Below are 19,942 nucleotides of genomic sequence, written 5' to 3' on the forward strand. Positions count from 1 at the left end.
GTCAGCTCCAGATATGCAGCAGGCTGCGCGTCAGCATATACAGCGCCACCACCGCGATCACGACGGAAAACACCACGTTCAATGCGCCGCGCCGTCCGGAGAGATGGCGCGCCAGGCGCGTGCCGGCAAGGCCACCCGCGATCCCGCCGGCGATGAACAGTCCGGCGAGATCCCAGGCGACGAGCCCGGACCAGGCATAGCTCGCCGCGGTGGTGAGCCCGAAGGTCGTCACCGCGACCAGCGACGAGCTGACCGCATTCATGATCGGCATGCCCGTCGCAGCCATCAGCGCCGGCACGATCAGGAAGCCGCCGCCGATGCCGAAGAAACCGGACAGCGTGCCGGTGGCGAGGCCGAAGCCGACGATCGCCGGGACGTTGGCCATGCTCATCTTCACATCGGGGGTGCCGATGCGGGCGCGCGTCTTCAGCATCAGCATGGCGATGACCATCATCACCAGCGCGAACAGCGCCAGCAGCTTCTGGCCGTCGACCATCTTGCCGAGCAGCGAGCCGGTGAAGGCGCCGACGATGCCCGCCGTTGCGAACAGCGCCGCGATCGGCCAGATCACGGTGCCGCCGCGCGCATGATTGGCGAGATTGATGGCCGCGTTGGTGGCGACCGCGATGGCGCTCGAGCCGATCGCGATGTGCGGCTCGGGCACGCCGACGACATAGACCATCAGCGGCACCGCCAGCACCGAGCCGCCGCCGCCGACGAGGCCGAGCGAGAACCCGACCATCGCGCCGCAAAACAGGCTGAGCACACCTTGGACAGCAGAGATCATGGCGAGAGCAGGGTCATTTCCCGCACAGGAAGGCAAGCCCCAAAATCACCGGAGCAGCAATTCCGCCGCCACCGGCGCGAACCGCCGCGCGACCGGCGCCGAGCCGAGTCGGGCCGGCGGTCTCGCGGCGATGCGCGGCGTCGAGAGCGGCGGCCGAACGCATGATGCCTCCGGCCGCCGGCATCGTCTCGTCAACCCGGATCAGGCAGCGCCCTTCAGCTTCTTGGTGCATTCGCTGTAGTAGCCGCCGCCCTTCTGGATCCACTTCAGGCCGCCATTGGCGTTGGTCGCCTTGTTGGCATTGTACTGATCGACGCAGGTCTGCAGCCGCGCCTTGCCGGGCTTCTCCTTGGCGTATTTCGGGTCCACCGCGTTGGGGAACACGGCGGGACCGGTCGGCGCGGGAGCGGCCTCCTTGGCGTCGGATTTCGCCGCCTTGGCCGGCTTGGCCTCCGCCGCAGGCGCGGCCGGAGCCGCCGGTGCCGCGGCAGCGGTGGCATCGCTGCCGCACTGGGCCTTGCGGAAGTCGTTCCACTTCTGGCCGCCCAGCGTGCCGGCCTCCTTCGCCTGCTTGTACTTGGCGCTGCATTCCTGCGCGGTCAGCGCCTTCGCCGGCGCGGCGGCGAACGTCGCGAGCCCGATCACGGCCAGCGTAGCGAGTGACGAAGCAACCAATGATTTTGCGTGAAAACTCATCCTCGATCTCCCTGTGGAGCATGGTGGAATGGGACGGTAATTCTAGCGAGACCCCCGCGACCGACAAAGCAGGCGGGAGCATGGCCGCGCGAAAATATAATTTGCGTCGCGCGGCGATCCGGCTCATTCCATTCACTGCGGGTTCAGCATCGCCGGACATCGCAGCGTGCCTTTCGTTCGAGGACTTCAGCATGAGATTCACTGCCCGGGCGGCGATTGCGGCCATCGCAATGGCCACCCTGTCGGCCGCGGGCCCCGCCCGCTCGCAACCCGGATTGACGCTGCCGTCGCGGCCCGATGCCGCCACCGACAAGTTCGCCACCCTCGACAAGGCGGCGCGGCGGACGATTTCCATCGCCTGCTCCAAGGAGGCCGACGAGCAGGGGCTGAAGGGCAAGGCACGCGGCAAATTCCGCTCGGCCTGCAAGCGCAACAAGGCGGCGGCCGCCGCGACCATACCCGTGCCCGCTCCCTTGCCGACGCCCGACAAGCCGAAATGACCTGCCCCTGCGGGCGCATGCGCGCATGGCGCCTGCGCAGCGGCGGGAATTGTTCGCGCAGGCAGGTTTTGGCATAAGGCGCCGTGCGCCAGATCATCTCCTCCCTCCCCTTTGACCTGCCGAGCCGCGCCAAGACCCTGAGCGCGATCGAGACCCTCGTGCTCGGCACGGCCGGCGGCCTGATCTTCCTCGTCGCCCATCTGCCGGGCGGGCTGATCTCCGGCGCGATGATCGCGACCGCGATCGCCGCGATCGCCGGCCGCCCGCTGGCGATGCCGCCGATCCTAACCCAGACCGTGCTGCTGCTGCTCGGCATTTCGATCGGCGCCGTCGTCTCGCGCGAGCTGATCAACCATGTCAGCGCCTATCCGGTGACCATCGGCCTCCTGGCGCTCGCGACGTTCTGCTCGACCTTCGGCTCCAGCCTCTATCTGCAGCGCGTCCATGGCTGGGACCGCACCTCGGCGCTGCTCGCCGGCAGTCCCGGCGCGCTGTCGCAGATCACGATGCTCGCGGTCGAGCGCGGCGCCGACCTGCCGGCGATCGCCGTGGTGCAGACGCTGCGGGTGATCATCCTGACGGCGGCGCTGCCGCTGGTGCTGGCAGTGGCCGGCGTCGCACCGGCGGCGCCGATCTCGCTCGGCCAGAGCGTCGCCTCGCCGCTCGGCCTGCTCGCACTGCTGGTGGCCTCGCTGGTCGCGGCGATGCTGATGCAGCTGATCAGGTTTCCGGCGAGCTGGCTGTTCGGCGCGATGGTCGCCAGCGGTGTCCTGCACGGCACCGGCCTCGTCGAGGGCGGCCTGCCGGAATGGATGCGTGGCGTGGCGCTGGTCGGCATCGGCGCCCTGATCGGCAGCCGCTTCGCCCGGATGCGGGTGAAGACCCTGGTCGGCCATATCAGGGCCGCGCTCGGCTCGTTCGCGATCGCGGTGGCGATCTCGGCGCTGTTCGTCACCGTGATCGTGCTGGTGACGCATGTGCGCTTTTCCGACACCATTGTCGCGTTCGCGCCCGGCGCCATGGACGCGATGATGGCCCTGGCACTGACGCTGCACATCGACCCGATCTTCGTCGGCGCGCATCACCTGTCGCGCTTCGTGTTCGTCACGATCGCCACCCCCGGCATCGTCCATCTGTTCGGACGGCCGCAGGAGGATGTCGACGACTAGGCGCGCTTCCGGGTGATGCCCCAGCCGGCGATGGCGGCGATGGCGAGCGAGATCAGCACGCTGTAGCCGGCGAGCGACAGGCCGAGGAAGCGGAATTGCACCTCGTCGCAGCGTACGACCTTGACGCTGTCGAGCCGCTCCAAGAGGCTGCCGGCGCTGCCGAGATTGCCGATCGGCCCAGTGCATTCGGTCGGCCCCGGCCAGAAGCCCCATTCGACGCCGGAGTGATAGACGCCGAGCCCGGCATTGCCGAGCGCGGCCAGCGCGACCACGCCGAGCCCCGCGAGCACCAGCGCGCGCGGCGCGCCGCCTTTGGCGGCGAGCGCGATCAGCAGCCCGAGCGGCACGATCGCATAGTAGGCCCAGCGCTGCTTCAGGCAGAGCTCGCAGGGCTGCAGGCCCCAGACCAGCTGCATGTACCAGGCGCCGGCCAAAGCCGCCGCCGCGATGCCGGCCGCGAGCAGCGCCGCCGCCACCGCCGGGCTCATGGCTCCCGCCGCAGGGCGCGCCATCACAGAAGTATTGGTCATCGGTCCTCCCGAACGGGGCTGCATCCGGTCCCATGCCGGGCCGTTCCGGCTCCTACTCCGGCCCGCGAAAGCTGTCGAGATGCGCGCCCATCACGTCCGTGCGGGTTGACCCGGCCCGGCCGCCCGCTATAGTCCGCCCGCTTCGCTATGGTTCCTGCACAGGCCCGGCGAATGCCCCTGTGGCGGAACTGGTAGACGCGCTCGACTCAAAATCGAGTTCCGCAAGGAGTGCTGGTTCGATTCCGGCCAGGGGCACCAACTAGGCTGTTCAAGCCCGTTCTAAATCGTCCGCAACAGTTCGCGCTCCGCTCGGAACCCCTTGAAAAGTGGGCCTTTCCGCGCACATTGGCGTTCATCACCGTTTGTTCTCGCCCGATCCCAGCCGCCCGATTTGTTGGTATTTTTGTTGGTATCGTGTTGGTATCGGGAGAACAAACGTTCACGGCGACTTTCGCTATTCCGAACGAAGGAATGGAGCAGATGACCCGCAAGAACGATGTCGCGTGCGTCAATCCCAAGCAGATCAGAACCGACGTCGACTGCCGCGCTGCCCAACCGAGATTCGACAATGGCGCGTGGGGTGCCGCCAAGATTTCCGATGTAACCGGCGGCGGTCTCTACCTCTTCGTCACACCCGACGACAATAAACCCGGCCATGCTGCCTCCAAGCTCTGGCGGATGGCCTACCGCTTCTCCGGTCGCCAGAAAACCTACTCCATCGGGCCTTACGGCAACGGAAAGAACGGCACGTTCTCGCTCGCCGACGCACGTCACGAGCGCGACAAGGCCAAGCACCTGCTCAAGGACGGCAAAGACCCGAGCACCGAGAAACAGCTCGATAAGCACAGGCAAGCGGCCGCTCGACCTTTCGGGCAATGGGCTGACGAGTGGCTCGCGAAGAAAAAGATGGAGAAAGTCAAGCGCGGCAGAATCGTTGCGGTGCGCGACCCAAAGACAATCGAGGTCCTTGAGCTGCGCGTCCGCTACGTCAAGGCCCGCTTTGGCAAGCTGTGCAGGCAGGACATCAAGCGTCCGGACGTGCTCGCTTTCCTGCGTTCATACGAAGCCAAGGGAAAGCTGGAAACCCGCGACCGCGTGCGCAGCATCGGTGCGCAAATCTGTGACTATGCCGACGTCGAAGGCGACGGCTACAATCCATTCCGCAATCTGAATGGGAAGCTGATTGCCAACATTTCGACGCCGCGTCCCGGCGTAACTGAGCCACGCGATGTGACGCGCGTCTTCAAGCTCATCAGCGCACCGTGGGCGAGAGGGAGGTTTGGCGACATTGTTGGCCTTGCCTTGCGCTTCGATGCGCTGACCATACCTCGCCCCGGCATGGTCAATGAAATGGAGTGGAGCGAGGTCGATTGGGACACTGAGCGCTGGACTATTCCAGCCACCAAGATGAAGACCGGGTGGGACCATGTCGTGCCCTTGTCACGACAGGCACTCGCTATCCTGCGCAGCGTCCAAAAGCTGACCGGCCATCGCCAGTATGTTTTTTCCTGCTCAAAGGATGCCCCGCTATCGAACAACACGCTCAACAAGCGCTTGCGGCTGCTTGGCATTGACACCAAGACTGATCATTGCGCCCACGGGTTCCGGACCACCTTCTCGACCCTGTCCCACCACGAAGAGATCAAGGAGGCCAAGGCATGGGATGGCGATGTCGTCGAACTGCAGCTCGCGCATCTCGATAGTTCGACCGTGGAAGGGCTCTACAAGAAACACGGACCGCTCGCGCTGATCGGCTCGCGCACGAAGCTGATGCAGCATTGGGCTGATCGTATCGACCACTGGCTCGATCCCAAGAAGGTGATGCCGATCAAGCGCGGGTCGCAGGGCTGAGTCACGTAGCTTCGTGCGCGGTTGATGCTGCCTGTTCGATCCCTGGCAAAGATCATGTGACAGTTTTCAGCAGACTGCTGGGTCAACACTGGCCTGCTTTCCTCATAGCCGAGCTCTCCACCTGGCCAAAGGAAAGACCTCGAATGCCGGCTAGAGAACGACTGCCAAACCGCAAGCAACCGGAAGAGGAATATTCTTTGGTTGCTCACGTGAAATCGGTCACTGCGAGCTACTACATCTCAACGCACGGTAGCGAGCGTGACGCCAGCACAGATGAAGCTATTGCTCATTTGCTTGCTGAAATCGTCATGACCAGACCCGAGTTGCCCAAGCACCTCGGCAGGGAAATCCGCTGCTCTCTGATGTGCTCGCGCGTTTATCATCGCAGCGATGCGAATGGTGCTCAGGCACAACCCTCGTTGCTGTACATGAGACTCAAGCCAGACCTCCGGCTTTTCTCTGCCTATCTTCCAGCCGACGTATTTTGGGCGCTGCAGACCGATCTGAGAAGTGGGCGGCTGCAGTATGTTGAGGCGCGATTCAACAAGCCGCGATATGGCTCGGGCAAGCTCGTGAGTTTGTATTTCTCGGATACGCAACCAGATGAATAGCCTCATCGGTCCGCAACCGCTGACGGCCCAATGTGCCCGATCCCAATAGACCGTCGGTGCGAGTGGTGTAGGTATGGCCCCAGGGGCGGGATCGAACTTTGCGCTATACGTTTGATATACACAGAGCTTTTTGTTGCGTCTTCTTGGGTGTACCCGCCAGTGTACCCTGTCGATTTCGAAGCGGCTGCTCAAAATTCTATCCGTCAGCCGTTCGGGACCGAACGGCTCAGCGAGGCCTTTCGGCGAACCGGAGCTGGGCATTCCGGGCGTGCTTTGCCTTAGCCCACGGCGTCTCAGGCGAGGCTCCGCGCTGTTGATCCCTGTCGCGCGGAACTTATTGTATGATCTTGGCTCGAAAACCACGGCAGGCGCATGATATGGCAACCATGAAAACGCTCTCGCCGAAACCTTCAAAGGCCTCTAGAAGGCTGAAGTGATCTATCGGCGCGGGCCATGGCGAAAATTCGAAGCCGTCGAGTTCGCGACCCTGGAATGGGTGGGCTGGTTCAACAACGGCAGGTTCCTTGAGCCCATTGGCAACCTCCCGCCGGCCGAAGCCGAACAACGCTACTACGCCATGCTGTGCCAGTCGTTTGACATAGCGCGATCCGTGTCCTCGGCGGCTTGCGCGAGCCAGTTAACCAGCACTTTGGTGTGTGGATTTCCAATGCGATCCTGGCTCCAACGCGCAATGTGAACCTTGTTTGATAGGACGTGAGGAGCGTTCGCTAGTGCGGGCACGAGGCGCCCGTCGCTGATTGCATCGGCGACGAGGAGGGAGCGGCCGATGGCGACGCCAGCGCCCTCCACAGCGGCGGTCAAGCAAAGGCCCATGTCCCCTAATAAAAGACCGTGCGGTTCGCTGCGCTTAAGCCCAAGTTTCCCGAACCAGTAGGCCCAACTCCATTCACCCTCAGGGGGATGACCTTTCTGTATCAATGGAAGATCGAGCAGTGCCGTTGGATCCGACAAAGGCATGCCCTGAGGAAGAAGAGACGGGGCGCAGACCGGAAAGATACGTTCGCGTAGGAGCGGCTCTTGCAATGGCGTGGCGCGGGACTCTGCGAGAGTAGTCCACAATATCCGGACATCCAGCGGCGGTTCACCAACAGCCTCAGACTCGACAAGCCGAAAATCAATCTCAATTTCTGAGTTGGAATGGCGAAAGGCTCTCAACCGGCGAATCAACCACCATCCGGCTAACGACGAGCCAGCTCCCAAGCGCAGCATCTGTCGGGTCGATCTATATCTTAAGCTAGGCCCAAGACCCGCTATCTCGTCGAGGAGTGGGCCGAGCTCGCCTTCTAACCTGGCCCCGTCATCGCTCAATTCGACTCCAGGATTGCGGCGTATCAAAAGTTGCATACCGAAGAATTCTTCAAGCCGGCGCACCTGATGACTGATTGCACTCTGGGTAACCCCCAGTTCGTCGGCCGCCCGCGTAAACGAGCGATTGCGGGCGACTGCGTCGAACGCGACAAGCGGGCCGAAGGGCGGCAAGCGACGGATCATTTGGGACCTCGCGTAACATGATACAGATTCATGCCGTTTTGAGAAGCGATCATTCGCGTCCTCCGGAGTTGTTCGGCATTTAAAGCGGTATGCCCATTGCGCCTTCGAGAAGCGAACATTGGTCGCAAAGCATGCATTTTGTGCGACTGCAGAAGACAATCCGGACCAGGCAGCCCGCAGCTGGGACCTCATCGTCTTGCGTTCCGAACCGGCTTTAATCACCTGGAATGCGTCGTCTTCCAATCCCGGAAGTTCTCCCGACGTGCGCGTTCTCCATCGGATCCGTTCATCCGCTAGAGCTCCGATAACCCACACGAAATGTGGCAACACCTTCAGATAGGGGACGACATTGACCGCGGAAAGTTCGACCCGCTTAGACGAATCAACATCACTGCTGAACACGTTGGTTCCTACGATTGTAGGCATGGTATTATTCGTCGTGAATTTCGATATCACAGCAATCGTTATGGTGATGCCCCTCGTAAAGCAGGATCTGGCACTCGATGTCGGCGGATTCGCTTGGCTCATGGATTCTTACAGCATTGCGCTAACGGCCTTCTTGTTGTCCGCCGGAATTCTCGCCGACCGTTTCGGCAGACGCATGATGTTGCTTGGTGGCAATGCCATCTTCCTTCTCGCGTCTCTCCAATGTGCCTTTGCTGGGGCCCAGATTTCTCTGATCATCGGCCGCGTAGGCCAAGGTATCGGCGCGGCCTTTATGATGTCCTCTGGGCTCGCAATAATTGGTAATCGCTACACAAATACAGCAAGCCGCGCTCGGGCGTTCGCCTGGACAGGAACAATGGCAGGAGTCGCAACAGCCCTCGGTCCGGCCGGAGGCGGCCTGATCGCGGACCTATTGGGGTGGCATTGGGTGTTTTTAATCAACATCCCCATATGCCTATTCATTGCAATTGCCGCGATCATAGTAGTCGACGAATCTCGCGATCCAGCTGAGCGAAAAATTGATCTGCGCGGCATCGCGACGTTGAGTGCGCTGCTTCTTTCGGTCGTCTGGCTCCTGCTTCATGGCGCACGCATCTCGACGTTCGAAATTCCCAGTTGGCTTGCAATTCTATGGGTACTGGGGCTCTTTATCGCCTTCTGGTCAACTCAACGCTTTGGTACTCAACCACTTATAGAACTCGATATGTTTTCCAGCCGAACATTTGTTGGATTCTGTCTCGTGCCAGTTGCTTTGTCGGTCGCTTACTGGGCCGTGCTGATCTATCTGCCCCTTTTCCTGCAAGAACGGTTGGGCCGCTCTTTTAGTGACGCTTGGGTTCTGATGCTAGCCGCAACCATGCCGATGGTTGCATTACCTATGTTCTCCGCTCGCATTGCACTGGCAATGGAAGCAAGAGTCTTCTTTGGCGCCGGGCTTCTGATCGTCTCGATCGGAGCTTTTGTGATGGCCGCGGCGGCACAGATGCAGCATCTCGTCATGGGCCTTATTGGCATGGCCATCGCGGGGTGCGCAAATGGTGCACTCAATCCGCAACTAACGGCGAGGATTGTCGGAGCTGTACGTCGCGAACAGGCGGGAGCGGCTTCTGCGATCAGCGTAATTCTCCGTCAAGGTGGATTCGCTATCGGGATTGCGATGTTCGGCGCCGTGATGAGGACATCGTTGGAACAGCCCAATTCAATTTTGTCCGGCATCAACGTATTTGCCACGATTTTTGCAATTGCCGCGATCGCTGCCGTGGTCGGCTCGGCGGCCGTTTTTGCCCTGATTGGAAGGCATTCTTCGGATCGAGAGTTGCCGTCCTCCAGCCGCAGTCAACGTCATGGATGACGATAGCGAGCGTAGGGCCCGGTCGGAATAAGAGTGAAAGAGAGCGCGTAACTGCGCCGCGAGCGCCAGAAATGGTGGCAGTCCACGACTAACTAGTACGAATGCCCATTGATGGTAAGCACAACCTCCAGGATAAGTGACATCTCGTTCACAATCGCGTATTCTAACAGTCTTATCATTGTCAGCATCACGCGAGGAACGTTACTCGGCGTGAGTTACTGACCACGCCTGGATGACCAACGCATCTAGTCCGGCGCTGACTTCTGGCGCTTGTGCTAGCAGCGATCCCAGGCGGCTGACCGACGTCATAACGCTGCTGGAGCACGAATTTGGCTGGTTCGTTCGAAGCGGCAATATTCGAAACCTGCCGTCACATGCAGAAACATTGTGTTGCAGAGGCGCGCTGTTTTTGCGATGTCTCCATCCATGAGCCCGAATTACGAGTTTGTGTTCCGACGAGCACTTTCGCTATCTGGCGTTGAACGCCCCCGCGTCTTGGATTACGGCTGCGGGCGCGGCGAGGTGGTGGTCTATGGACGAAAGGCGGGCTACGAGTTCTTCGGAGCGGACCTCGATGCTCCGGCCTCGGAACGTCCTGAGCACTTCCGCGCGCTCCGCAATGGACGCCTCGATTTCGACGAAGGGTTCTTCGACGTTGTCATATCCAACCAGGTCTTCGAGCATGTGCGAGACCCGGAGCTCGCGGTCTCCGAGATCGCGCGCGTACTAAAGCCCGGAGGGGCATTCCTGGCCTTGTTTCCTGACCGCACGTCGTGGTTCGAGGGACACGTGGGGCTCTACTTCGTGCATCACATGCCCGAGTTATTCGCCCATCTCTACATGCGAGCCGCGCATCGGCTCGGCTTCGGCTATTATCGGGAAGGCAAGAGCAGCAAAGAGTGGGCCGACTTTATGCTGTGGCAGCTCAAAACTGACGTTTTCTATTACTCGCCTGGTGAGTTGCGAAGATGGTGGCAATCGGCCTTTGGGTCTCCTCCAGTCCCCGCCGAGGCGGACTTCATGCGGTTCCGCATTCAGTCCGCAGGACGGCGCGGGCTGTCGTTGCTCGCTCGCCTGCCGGCGGCTGCGGAGGTCCTATCGTTCGTCTGCCGCAAGCGCGCCGGTATTGTCTGGGTAACCCGCAAGACGGACGTCGCAGCCTGATGTCAATTGCCGGCTGAACTCGATCATATCGGGCGAGCTTGACGTGCTCGCTACTTCCGGTCGAATGGCCTGACGAAGTTGGGACTATGGTCACTTTGCTGAGCTGGCCGCTCTCGCCTCATGGCCGTTGGGCGGCGAACTGCGCCGGACAGCAACGGCGTGCAGCTTCCGTGCCGGTGCAGCTAGCCGGAAGCGGCGCTCTCGGCCGAATTCCCCAAGGCCAGATTGCGAAGCCGGAGACTGATCGTAGCTGCACTCGTTGAGCGATTTGCATATCTGATGCGTGTGCTTCGCAGAACGCGAGCGTCGCCGGTCCATCTTGAGCGCGTGGAGTAGTTCGGTCTCATCGCGCAGCCGGCTGCCCGGCCTCAATCGACGTCCAACAACTACTTTCGACAATTTTCGGTCGCAGTTTATGATGACTATCGCCTCACGTGCATTTAACTCGTGCAACCTCGGCGAGCTTTTGCCTTGCTCGTGCGGATGATCGTTCGTATGATTCGAATGTGATCGGATCGTGAGAAAAGTTCACTACCGGCACACATTCCCTCCCAACACTCGCGAGACCCGGCCAGTGTTACAGCGACGTAGTTTTCTCGGGCTTCCGCTATTGGCGTTGTGTGGCTCGGCGAATTCGGCCTGGGCGGGCAATTCCGTCGAGACGTCCAGAGTCAGAGTGACGATCGGCGGAAAGGCATTCCTACAATACGCACCGGTCACACTTGCCGAGCGCCTTGGCTTTTTCAGGGACGCGGGCCTCGACCCGGAGCTTCTTGACGTGAGCGGCGGATCCAAGGCGCTCCAGGCTCTGATGGCAGGAAGTGCTGAACTCACCGCTGGCGCTTTCGACCATACGATTCAGATGCATGCCAAGGGACAGAAAATCGTCGGGGTTGTGCTGTTTGGCAGGCATCCGACGTTCGCATTGGCCCTGCGAAAAGAGAAGGCTGCGGACTATCGCGACCCGAGCAGCCTGAGAGGCATGAAGATCGGGGTCACGGCATTGGGATCCCAAACTCAGTTCATGGTGGAGTACATCGCTTTGCGAGCTGGTGTCTCTCCGGCCGACATTTCCTTCGTCAGTGTCGGAGGTGGCACAGGTGCCGTAGCAGCGATCCGCAACGGCGCTGTGGATGGGGTCGTCACGGGTGAGCCGGCGCTTACGGCGCTGACCGCCGCAGGTGACGTCAAACTTGTCGCGGACACTCGCACCAACGAGGGGACCATCGGCATTTTTGGCGGTCTCTATCCGTCAGGGACGATCTACGTGCGGTCAGACTTCATCGAACGCAATCCCGATACGCTCCAGGCCTTTGTTCTCGCGATGGTGCGCGCCCTGCAGTGGATTGATCGCGCGTCCGTCGACGAGATCGCCGATGCGCTTCCGGCGGAATGGGCCAAACCTGATCGAAACATCTTTCTCGCCTCCATCCGGGGCACCCGAGACATGTTTTCGCCCGATGGCCGATTCAGCGCCGAGGGCGCGGGGATCGCATTTCAGGTGTTGTCGACCGTCGACCCACAATTGCGTGGCGTGAAGGTCGATCTCGCGGAGACATTTACGAACAGGTTCGTCGAAAAGGCTCTCCAGACGCTAGCATCGAAATAGCATCGTGGAGAGTTCGAGCCGATGAACATGCCCGCGGCACTGTGGGATCGAGGCTAGGTGGTGGCGCCGCGAGCTCCGCAGCATTCGAACGCTTCTGCTTCGGCCGCCAAGAAAACGGCGCGGAAGACGCGTCCGACAGATAAGCCCAAGCGCCCAAAAGGACGGCCCGCGATCCTTGCAAGACGGCGGCGCGACATACCGCTTCATCATCAGGTGTTCTTGGTCCTGCAGGACGAAATTGCAGAACGCCGCTATGCACCAGGAGAAGTCTTGCCGGCGGAGGCGGATCTGGCTGTGCTCTTCGGCGTCTCGCGCGTGACGATCCGGGCAGCTTTGGACACTCTCGATGAGCTCGGACTGATCGAACGCCGCCAGGGTGTCGGCACGTTCGTACGGGAGCTCTCGAAGCCGGAGCCTCTCACGGTGCCGATGATGGACCTCGCTGCTCGAAACAGGGAGATCGTGCGCACAACGCGAGCTCACGTGGTCGAGTTCGAGTTCAAGGTGGCCCCTCGTCACGTTCGCGAGCACTTCCAAGCCCAGCCAGGCGACCTTTTCCAGCGCACAGTTCGCATCCGCTACATGAATGACTGGCCAATCATGCAGGTCACGACCTACATTCCGGAAGCGATCGGACGGCAATTTGGTCCTGAGGACATGGAAGGAGGGTCGCTCTATGCGATTCTGCAGCGCTTCGGCATCACATTCACATCTGGCGAGCAGATTGTGACGGCAGCTGCAGCCGACCCCGTTGTCGCAGCACGCCTCAATGTCGCGATAGGCGCACCGCTCTTGAAGGTGGTGCGCATTCATTTCGACAGCGCCGGACGTCCGATTCAGCACTTCGAGCTGCTGGCTCCACCTGCAACCTACGAGCTTCGCATGCCATTGAAAGACTTCTAGCCTGCCTGCAAGCGCGCCAAGTCCCGAGCACGTTCCGTCCAAACTGACATTTCGGTACGCGTGCGAAGGAGAAGCGCTCACAATCTCATGGGGCCGCGCCGTGGGCGGACCGGCCCACACCGGGAGGCGTCACAAGACATGAGCCTCTGCACGGCGGCCGAACGATACAGATGACGTCCGAACCAGTTTCCCCTTCATTCCCTCGCTTTCAATCGACGGTCCCTCACTACGTGGCCGGGCGACCGAATTACGCACCCGCGCTCATCCAAGTTGTGGCGGATCACCTTCGTCTGACCAAGGACCACCGATTGATGGATCTCGGCTGTGGACCAGGGTGGCTCGGCATCGCATTTGCACCCCTGGTCGGCAAGGTCATCGGAATAGATCCGGAGCCTGCCATGCTAGAGGCTGCTCAGGCGATCGCCAACGCGGCGGCCGTTGAGATCGAACTGATCGAAGGCAGCTCGTTCGACCTCAGCCCGCAGCTCGGCCGCTTTCGCGCCGTGGCGATTGGACGCGCCTTTCATTGGATGGATCGCGCCGATACGCTGCGAAAGCTAGACCCATTGATCGAGGAGGACGGCGCAGTCATGCTGTTCAATGACGTACGTCCCGATGTCCCACAGAACGCCTGGTACAAGCGTTACTCGGACGTCGTCGATCGCTTCACCAACAAGAGTGTCGGTTTCGCACCCGAGCGCTTACGTCACGAATCGATCCTGCTGGAGTCGCGCTTCGGTCAGCTCACCAGAATTGGTGTCATTGAGCAGCGTCTCGTGCCTGTCGCTCGCCTGATCGACCGCGCACTATCGATGTCGACCTCCTCCCCTGAACAGCTGGGCGTCCTCGAAGGTCAGCTCGCGCAGGAATTGACGATGGAGATATCGCCATTCGCAACCGCCGGCGGCGTCGTAGAAGTCATTGAATCGCAGGTCCTCATTGCGCAGCGCCGCTGAGGCTCACAAGCTTCGCTGCCCAATCGACCTACTTGGCCGCCCCATAGGGCGAAAGCGCCGGCAAACGCCGGTCGCCACGGGCCATCGCACCGCTCCATGACGAAGACGGCCCGCAGCAAAGACCTTAGCTCAGCTCTACACCGGCGACTGAACAAGCGGATTCGATCAGATGCCGCACGGTCCGGGCATCCCAGTCGAGCCTCTCGGGGATGTCCGCCCAGTAATTTGAGAGCACATGTGCAGCATGTCGCGCCTTCACCCCCAGGCCGACGACCGTTCTGGCCGGAATCGCCATGATGGCGCGTTCAATCGGGTCAAGCGAGCTCAAGACCGCTTCGATGCGCTCTACACCGGGCACCACCACGGCGGAGATCTGCGAGTTTGCATCCCAGGTGGCCGCAGCTGATTGCGCATCTTGCTGCTGGAGAGTTGCGAGTTCTGCGGAGAGCGCTTCAAAGCTGCGTCCGAGGGCAACGAGCACGGCGTCGGGATTGCTTTCGATGGCTTGCTCATCGAGCCTCAGACCACCTGGCTCGACGGTTGCCAAAATCCGCAGGGTTTCATCAAGAGACATCACCGAACTCCAGGCCGAAAACGGTCGGTGGAAGGTCGCCGACAGCCGATCGGTTGCAAGGGATCGACGCGCACCCAGCGGACGAAGTCCGCCTCTCCTTCTCGACGTGAGACGATATCGCCCAGTCGTATCAACATCAATACAATATCTGTTTCAGGCCGTCATCAATAGGTCCCAGACTGCCAGAGCCCCGTCACGAGGCAATGCGGAGAGCTCGCATCGCGACGCAGGAAACGGCGTTGTCTTTGACGCCGGCTCATTTCACGCGACGTGCCGAGACGAAAGAGGTTGCGCTCGGCCAGCTTGGCCCACTCATGCCACGCAAGCCTGCGCTTGGCGAGCTACCGAAATTGGTGGTCCTACGCCAGCGGCGGAGTCACTGGCCAGAAAGCTCGTCCGGCGTCCGCAGTGCGGCCTATTGCTGCGTGCCACTATCATCGCCACTCGTCTTACGCGAGTAGCCAATGCCTGTTCGCCTCACTCGGCACGGCGCTGAACGGCCTCCGCCATGGCGCGGACGCAGGTTTGGAAGCCGATGCGGGGTCCGATCGTTGCGCCATCCAGAATGAACCTCGATCTCCCGGATCATGCCCTGAGATGTTCCGCGGGCCCGCCTCACGGCCGGCCTCAACACCCGCGCGATCAGAATGCATGCTGTGGCGCGAACGGACCAATCTTCCATTCTTGCCGGTGCCAGCTTGGTCATTCGCAGTCGCTGTGGCCGTCCGAACCGTCCCATCCGCGTCATACCATGGGACGGCGCAATCAACGGCTCCGGTTGAGCAGACGGCTGCGACATGTCGCGCCGGAATTGAGCCAAAGGCATGCCGCGCCGCGCTGCTGCGGACCCAAGCACGAACTGCCAGGTTTCAAGGCAATTGACGCATTGCAAGCGGGCCGCTCAACAGCCGGAAAGCTCGCAAGACCGCACTCAACCACTCGCCATCAGGGGTGCATTAATCATCCTCGTACTGCATCGCGCAGCTATCAAGGGGTTGATGCAACGTTCTCGACGAGCGACGCACCGACAAGGCGAGCTGGTCTGGAGCCAGTCGAACCGCAGGGAAGGATGAGGCGCCTGTAGTGCACCCGCAACCTGTCATTTCGGTGTGGGCGCCGGATGACGGCATCAACGTCGTCGAAGAGCGGCCTGCCTGTACGAAGCACATGGTCGTAAACGCTACGCACCCATTGGCCGTAAGGATAGTCCGGCTGCTCCTCGAGCGGCAATCGCTGTTGCCAGGTTCTGCCGAAGCTTTCAAGCCAAGGCAAGCGGCTCAGGAGGTCATCCAAGAAGCCCAATCATGTCGATCAGCATGTGGGAACGCGCCTGCGACGGAACCTGCTCGATCTCAGCCAGGATGACCTGGCAAGACGCCTCGGCGTGACAGCTCAACTCATTCAGAAGTATGAAGCGGGCGAGACCCAGATCAGCGCATCTTGCGCTGTACGAAATCGCAAATCAGCTCGCTGTTCCGATCACGTGGTTCTTTGCTTGTGACCAAACGCGAATCTCGCCAACTGCTCGAGCTCTATTTCGGCATATCCGACGAGCGGCTTTGCCGAAAGGTGCTGCAGATGGCTGAACTTCTCCGCTCGCGCGACGACGAGTAATGCGCTCAGGACATCGGCCAAGCCGAATGACTGAGTTTTCGCATCCCTCATGCCCAGCCAGTCCTTGTCCGGAGGGTCGACTTTCCGCGGCGGCTGCGAGACGGACCAGCGCGCCGATCATGCTGATCGCCGTTGGCTACGCAGCAGATTTCGATAGCCGCCTCGGATCAGGGTCTGACCTGTTTGAACCAGCCGGATCGTCCGGCTGCGCAGGTCGTGCGTTTTCCATCCCCGATCTTCAACTCGCTCGGACCCGAACAGAACCGTGGCGATCGCCCGATAATTCTGGCCCTCGAGGCGGCCATCCAAGGCGCGCAGCGCAAGAACGAGGCGCCGGCGCTGCTGAATGGGCCCGGTGTGAGCCGGCAGCCGTATCGGACCTCGTCTCAGCGCCGTCCAAAGCCGATAGGCCGCGCGCGTCTGCAAATCGAAATCACGGTCGAGCGGCAGTTCGACAGCCACGGCCGTCCCCTTCGCCGGAAGCCGGGCGAGCATCAGCCGGTGCGTGGCGCCGCCCAACTGCAGCACCGCGTACCAGCCGTCGGACGCCCGTCTCAGCTCGGCGCCGGGCGATCCGCGAAGGTCGAGATGAGAGAATGGCGCAAGCGAGCCTTGCGAGGTCGGAGCAACCCGAAGCACAGTCGGCAGCACTTCCGGCGCCCAGAATATGGCCTGAGCATCAAACCGGCGCATTGGGTCAGCCGCGAAAAGAAAGCCCCCATCGCTGCCGGAATTCAGGATCGGTCGGGCCGTCTTTGTCTTGTGCAAGCAGATCGCTGTAGTCTCGCCGATAGTCTGGATTACGACGTAGACATTCCCAGGCAAAGTCGGCCGCATCGGCTGTTTCGAGCTTCTTGTAAGACTCGGACGACCTCCAGTTGAACTCGCTCATTACACACTCGTCCCTGCCATTTCCACTCTCTCACCAAGGTTTGCAGAGGCTAGCAACGAGGGCTCCTGCACGTGGCTATCAATCTGCGGCGTTGACACCGATCGAGCGCAACACAGTGGATTTTGCGTATTCCAGGGACTTTCGGTTTCACTCAAATCGCGTGATTCCGGGCAGCGATGATGAGGCCCCGCTGCTGTCTGCGGCATACCAGCCTCGCCTCAGGTCCACTTTGCCAAGGATTTCAGCAGATCGACGGCGGTCGCGCGACCCTATCAAGTTTGCTTACGCTCGAAGCTCACGCGCGCTCTCAAAAGGCGCTCACACCCGTTTGAGAAGCGCTTCGTCCGCCCTTGGCAATGTCGGTCAAGCGATCTGGGCCACAGCTCAATCTGTGGGGGCGAGCTGATGTTCCAGCCATCGTGCAGCACGATCGGAGATCAGCTCCGGACGAAGTCCGGCTGCGCCGGTGCTCTTGTGCGGCGCCCCTATTGTAAGCCATTCCCCGAGCGCGCGCGCCCACCCTGCGGCAGGATCAATGGCCAAAAGAGGTGCAGCCAAGCTGCCCTGGCACAATGGGAGACGCCATACCGTTCCCTCAAGCACACATATGTCGTCGCGAACGATGACAGTCCAGTGCTCAACAAATCCGGACCATTCGAGCGCAGATGGTGGCGGTGACGTTCCTGTGCGCAAGCAGCCGAGCAGCTTTGCTGCGAACACAAGGTTCGCCTTAGACCCCCGCCAGTTCGTCCCGCAATCTGCCCGATGGGGACAGAGCAGACGGGCAGTATCCGCTCGTGCAAGGGAGGGAGCATCCGTTGCGACGCTAGGTCCGATGAAAACTGGTGTCTTGACCATGCCGGCCTTCTCGCTGCTCAAAACAAGATTTCAAACAGAGACTAAAGGTCGATCCGATTGACGTATGGCGCTTTCACGTCGACGGCGACCGTGGCGTCGTCTTCACCGCACTGAGGGATTTCCCGATATTGTGACAGGCATACAACTGCATTCAGTACCACTACCCCTAAAGGCAGTGCTGCTTTCTCGTCATTTTCATATCAGGAAGCCAAATGAGACAGCATGGTTAGGGGAGATGTCAAACCGCTGCAGAAACTGAGTGGCCGGTCCCTCCTCGCCGGCTTCGCACGCACGCTCCTGTCCAGGGGATGGGACAAAGCGATCTGCATAGACCTGTTGCCAGGAAGACTTTTTGCCGCCGTCTCATCGCTCGCTGGGCCTACTGGGCGACCTCAAGCCGCTCGACGGACGACGCGTCATTCGAGCTGGCGAACAGCCTTGCTTCCAGCATCGATTGCAACGGCGCAACATCTCCCCTTCGCAACGCGCCGATCGCATTTGGAATCCCAGCCGCGACACGAGCATCGGCGCGACCAGCTGCAATGGCCTGGAACTTGAACCCGATGTCGTCCCAGCTCATGGGGTTCGTAGGTTCTCCCTTCGGCGCCAACACGGTCCGCTCAAAGGTGCCCGAAGCCGTGGTGATGCGAACTCGCCCGGGAACCGCAGCCGGGAACATCAGCTCAAATTCGGGATTGACGGTCATGTGGACGCGTCCAGCGATCTCGATGGCCCTTTGGTCTGTCAGCGACTCGTTGCTCAAGGGGAGCAACGCTGGTGCGCCGCTGGTCGCGGCGACACCGAGGCAGAACGGAAGGCTGTATTGCGCTCCTTCCAGCGTACGCGGCTCCACCTCGTTGCTCAGGGTCAACGACCTCCCAAAGGTCTCCACATCGATGCTGATGATGGCTTCCGGATGAATGTCATGATCGCTCAGCAATGTGATCAGCGCGTCAATCGGCGCGTGAATCCAACGGCAGCAACTATAGGGCTTGAAATAGGTGCTGTTGATGAGCCAACTCGTTCCGAGCCCGTCGAGAAGCCGCGCGCGATCGTACCGTTCTGAACTGTCCAGAATGTCGATCGGTCCGGTGAAGCCCTGCTTGGCCAGATCGGCCGCCAGGATGCCATTGGCAGCTCCCCATGGGATGCCCTCCTTGACGCTGTTGCCTCTGAACCGGGTGTATGGAGTGGCCGACTGGCTCGGTGCCGTTGTCCCAGCGATTGAGATCGCGTGTGCGATCTGGCTCCGCGACAGCCCTCTCAGCCAACCCACCGCTGCCGCAACGGCTTGACCGCTCCAGAGGCCGCTGTTCACCGTCGGGACGCTTCGCAGATCCCGGGCAGCAGAAATACGAATGCCTATCTCATATCCGATGGCAATGGCGGCAAGCGCCCGTTGCCCATCCAAGGACGGACCGCCGAGTAGTGACAATACCCCCGGAATGATCGCTGCGCCGGGGTGCCCCGAAGCGGCGCGGTGGCCATCATCCAGGTCGAGCGAGCACGCGCAGGCCGCATTGACGAAGGTTGCCCCCGCAGCGGTCGACCGCTCTCCTGAAAACCACATCGCCGCCGGTCCATGGCCCCAGGTCGCGCTCGCTATTCGGCGCACGGCCACCGCATTTGGCGTCTCATGGCCGGCTATCGCGGCGGTCATCAAATCGAGCACGCATTTCGCCGCGCTGATCCGGGCTTCTTCTGGAACTTTGCTCGCGCTGACCCATTCGGCCAACAGCTCGGCAGCGGTGTATGTCATGCGGGCCTCCAGGGATCTTCAACATGTGTGCTGATCGGACGAGGTGAGGTAGCGCAGCCGTCCGACTCATGATTGGCAAACCGAACTCTATCGAAATGGCACGAAGCTGGCCTTTGAGCATCTTCCGCGCGAATGGCAGCAGGAAGTCAAAGTCGAATT

Annotated in this window: 19 protein-coding genes, 1 tRNA gene and 1 pseudogene; 12 read left to right on the forward strand and 9 right to left on the reverse strand. The window is 61.1% G+C overall.

Features of this window, described 5'->3' with window-relative positions; genetic code table 11:
• Position 1: 1 nt before the first annotated feature.
• Genes QW861_RS32075 through QW861_RS32085 form a run of 3 tightly spaced genes read right to left on the reverse strand, consistent with a single transcriptional unit; the run spans position 2 to position 1,483 of the window.
• Entirely contained in the window at positions 2 to 787 is a 786-nt protein-coding gene (locus tag QW861_RS32075) for a sulfite exporter TauE/SafE family protein (RefSeq protein ID WP_315716223.1), read from the reverse strand.
• A gap of 13 nt (positions 788 to 800) precedes the next feature.
• Complete coding sequence (locus QW861_RS32080) at positions 801 to 950, reverse strand: hypothetical protein (RefSeq protein ID WP_315754328.1); 150 nt, start codon at positions 948 to 950, stop codon at positions 801 to 803.
• 38 nt (positions 951 to 988) lie between these two features.
• Positions 989 to 1,483, reverse strand: a complete 495-nt coding sequence (locus QW861_RS32085; RefSeq protein ID WP_315716224.1) for a hypothetical protein — start codon at positions 1,481 to 1,483, stop codon at positions 989 to 991.
• A gap of 191 nt (positions 1,484 to 1,674) precedes the next feature.
• Between QW861_RS32085 and QW861_RS32090 the strand changes: the two genes are divergently transcribed.
• A complete protein-coding gene (locus tag QW861_RS32090) occupies positions 1,675 to 1,983 on the forward strand; it encodes a PsiF family protein (RefSeq protein ID WP_315716225.1) in 309 nt (102 codons plus the stop codon).
• An 83-nt stretch (positions 1,984 to 2,066) separates the two neighbouring features.
• Entirely contained in the window at positions 2,067 to 3,152 is a 1,086-nt protein-coding gene (locus tag QW861_RS32095; RefSeq protein WP_315716226.1) for an AbrB family transcriptional regulator, read from the forward strand.
• Here QW861_RS32095 and QW861_RS32100 read toward each other — a convergent pair.
• On the reverse strand, positions 3,149 to 3,682 hold the full coding sequence (locus QW861_RS32100; protein ID WP_315754326.1) for a disulfide bond formation protein B: 534 nt from the start codon (positions 3,680 to 3,682) through the stop codon (positions 3,149 to 3,151). The genes QW861_RS32095 and QW861_RS32100 overlap by 4 nt on opposite strands.
• Positions 3,683 to 3,855: 173 nt before the next feature.
• On the opposite strand from QW861_RS32100, the gene QW861_RS32105 reads away from it, so the two are divergent.
• The 4 genes and pseudogenes from QW861_RS32105 to QW861_RS32120 form a co-directional block, all read left to right on the forward strand.
• A tRNA-Leu gene (locus QW861_RS32105) sits at positions 3,856 to 3,940 on the forward strand.
• 222 nt (positions 3,941 to 4,162) lie between these two features.
• Complete coding sequence (locus QW861_RS32110; protein WP_315754324.1) at positions 4,163 to 5,533, forward strand: tyrosine-type recombinase/integrase; 1,371 nt, start codon at positions 4,163 to 4,165, stop codon at positions 5,531 to 5,533.
• Positions 5,534 to 5,676: 143 nt separating this feature from the next.
• Positions 5,677 to 6,144, forward strand: a complete 468-nt coding sequence (locus QW861_RS32115) for a hypothetical protein (RefSeq protein ID WP_315754322.1) — start codon at positions 5,677 to 5,679, stop codon at positions 6,142 to 6,144.
• Positions 6,145 to 6,526: 382 nt separating this feature from the next.
• Positions 6,527 to 6,727: pseudogene (locus tag QW861_RS32120) on the forward strand (IS3 family transposase); the annotation flags it as partial.
• Here QW861_RS32120 and QW861_RS32125 read toward each other — a convergent pair.
• On the reverse strand, positions 6,715 to 8,184 hold the full coding sequence (locus tag QW861_RS32125; RefSeq protein ID WP_316193965.1) for a LysR substrate-binding domain-containing protein: 1,470 nt from the start codon (positions 8,182 to 8,184) through the stop codon (positions 6,715 to 6,717). The pseudogene QW861_RS32120 and the gene QW861_RS32125 overlap by 13 nt on opposite strands.
• On the opposite strand from QW861_RS32125, the gene QW861_RS32130 reads away from it, so the two are divergent.
• The 5 genes from QW861_RS32130 to QW861_RS32150 all read left to right on the forward strand — a co-directional run bounded on the left by QW861_RS32130 (position 8,081) and on the right by QW861_RS32150 (position 14,086).
• Positions 8,081 to 9,454, forward strand: coding sequence for an MFS transporter (locus tag QW861_RS32130; RefSeq protein ID WP_315754320.1), 1,374 nt, complete (start codon positions 8,081 to 8,083; stop codon positions 9,452 to 9,454). The genes QW861_RS32125 and QW861_RS32130 overlap by 104 nt on opposite strands.
• A gap of 426 nt (positions 9,455 to 9,880) precedes the next feature.
• Positions 9,881 to 10,618, forward strand: a complete 738-nt coding sequence (locus tag QW861_RS32135; protein ID WP_315754318.1) for a class I SAM-dependent methyltransferase — start codon at positions 9,881 to 9,883, stop codon at positions 10,616 to 10,618.
• A gap of 676 nt (positions 10,619 to 11,294) precedes the next feature.
• Entirely contained in the window at positions 11,295 to 12,227 is a 933-nt protein-coding gene (locus tag QW861_RS32140) for an ABC transporter substrate-binding protein (protein ID WP_316193966.1), read from the forward strand.
• Positions 12,228 to 12,284: 57 nt separating this feature from the next.
• Positions 12,285 to 13,130 carry a GntR family transcriptional regulator gene (locus QW861_RS32145; protein WP_315754314.1) on the forward strand — a complete coding sequence of 282 codons (846 nt, stop codon included), beginning with the start codon at positions 12,285 to 12,287 and terminating at the stop codon, positions 13,128 to 13,130.
• 170 nt (positions 13,131 to 13,300) lie between these two features.
• Positions 13,301 to 14,086 carry a class I SAM-dependent methyltransferase gene (locus tag QW861_RS32150; protein ID WP_316171848.1) on the forward strand — a complete coding sequence of 262 codons (786 nt, stop codon included), beginning with the start codon at positions 13,301 to 13,303 and terminating at the stop codon, positions 14,084 to 14,086.
• A 124-nt stretch (positions 14,087 to 14,210) separates the two neighbouring features.
• Here QW861_RS32150 and QW861_RS32155 read toward each other — a convergent pair whose 3' ends face one another.
• Positions 14,211 to 14,660, reverse strand: coding sequence for a hypothetical protein (locus tag QW861_RS32155; RefSeq protein ID WP_315826501.1), 450 nt, complete (start codon positions 14,658 to 14,660; stop codon positions 14,211 to 14,213).
• 1,318 nt (positions 14,661 to 15,978) lie between these two features.
• Here QW861_RS32155 and QW861_RS32160 point away from each other — a divergent pair.
• Entirely contained in the window at positions 15,979 to 16,161 is a 183-nt protein-coding gene (locus QW861_RS32160; protein ID WP_315754307.1) for a helix-turn-helix transcriptional regulator, read from the forward strand.
• Between the two features lie 230 nt (positions 16,162 to 16,391).
• Here QW861_RS32160 and QW861_RS32165 read toward each other — a convergent pair whose 3' ends face one another.
• The 3 genes from QW861_RS32165 to QW861_RS32175 all read right to left on the reverse strand — a co-directional run bounded on the left by QW861_RS32165 (position 16,392) and on the right by QW861_RS32175 (position 19,783).
• Entirely contained in the window at positions 16,392 to 16,967 is a 576-nt protein-coding gene (locus QW861_RS32165; RefSeq protein WP_315754305.1) for a DUF2285 domain-containing protein, read from the reverse strand.
• Positions 16,968 to 16,971: 4 nt separating this feature from the next.
• Positions 16,972 to 17,166 carry a transcriptional regulator domain-containing protein gene (locus tag QW861_RS32170; protein ID WP_315754303.1) on the reverse strand — a complete coding sequence of 65 codons (195 nt, stop codon included), beginning with the start codon at positions 17,164 to 17,166 and terminating at the stop codon, positions 16,972 to 16,974.
• Positions 17,167 to 18,403: 1,237 nt separating this feature from the next.
• A complete protein-coding gene (locus QW861_RS32175) occupies positions 18,404 to 19,783 on the reverse strand; it encodes an MmgE/PrpD family protein (RefSeq protein WP_316159740.1) in 1,380 nt (459 codons plus the stop codon).
• Positions 19,784 to 19,942: the final 159 nt, after the last annotated feature.

This window comes from Bradyrhizobium sp. SZCCHNRI1029 (genome assembly GCF_032487555.1).
In the GTDB taxonomy this organism is placed as follows: Bacteria; Pseudomonadota; Alphaproteobacteria; order Rhizobiales; family Xanthobacteraceae; genus Bradyrhizobium.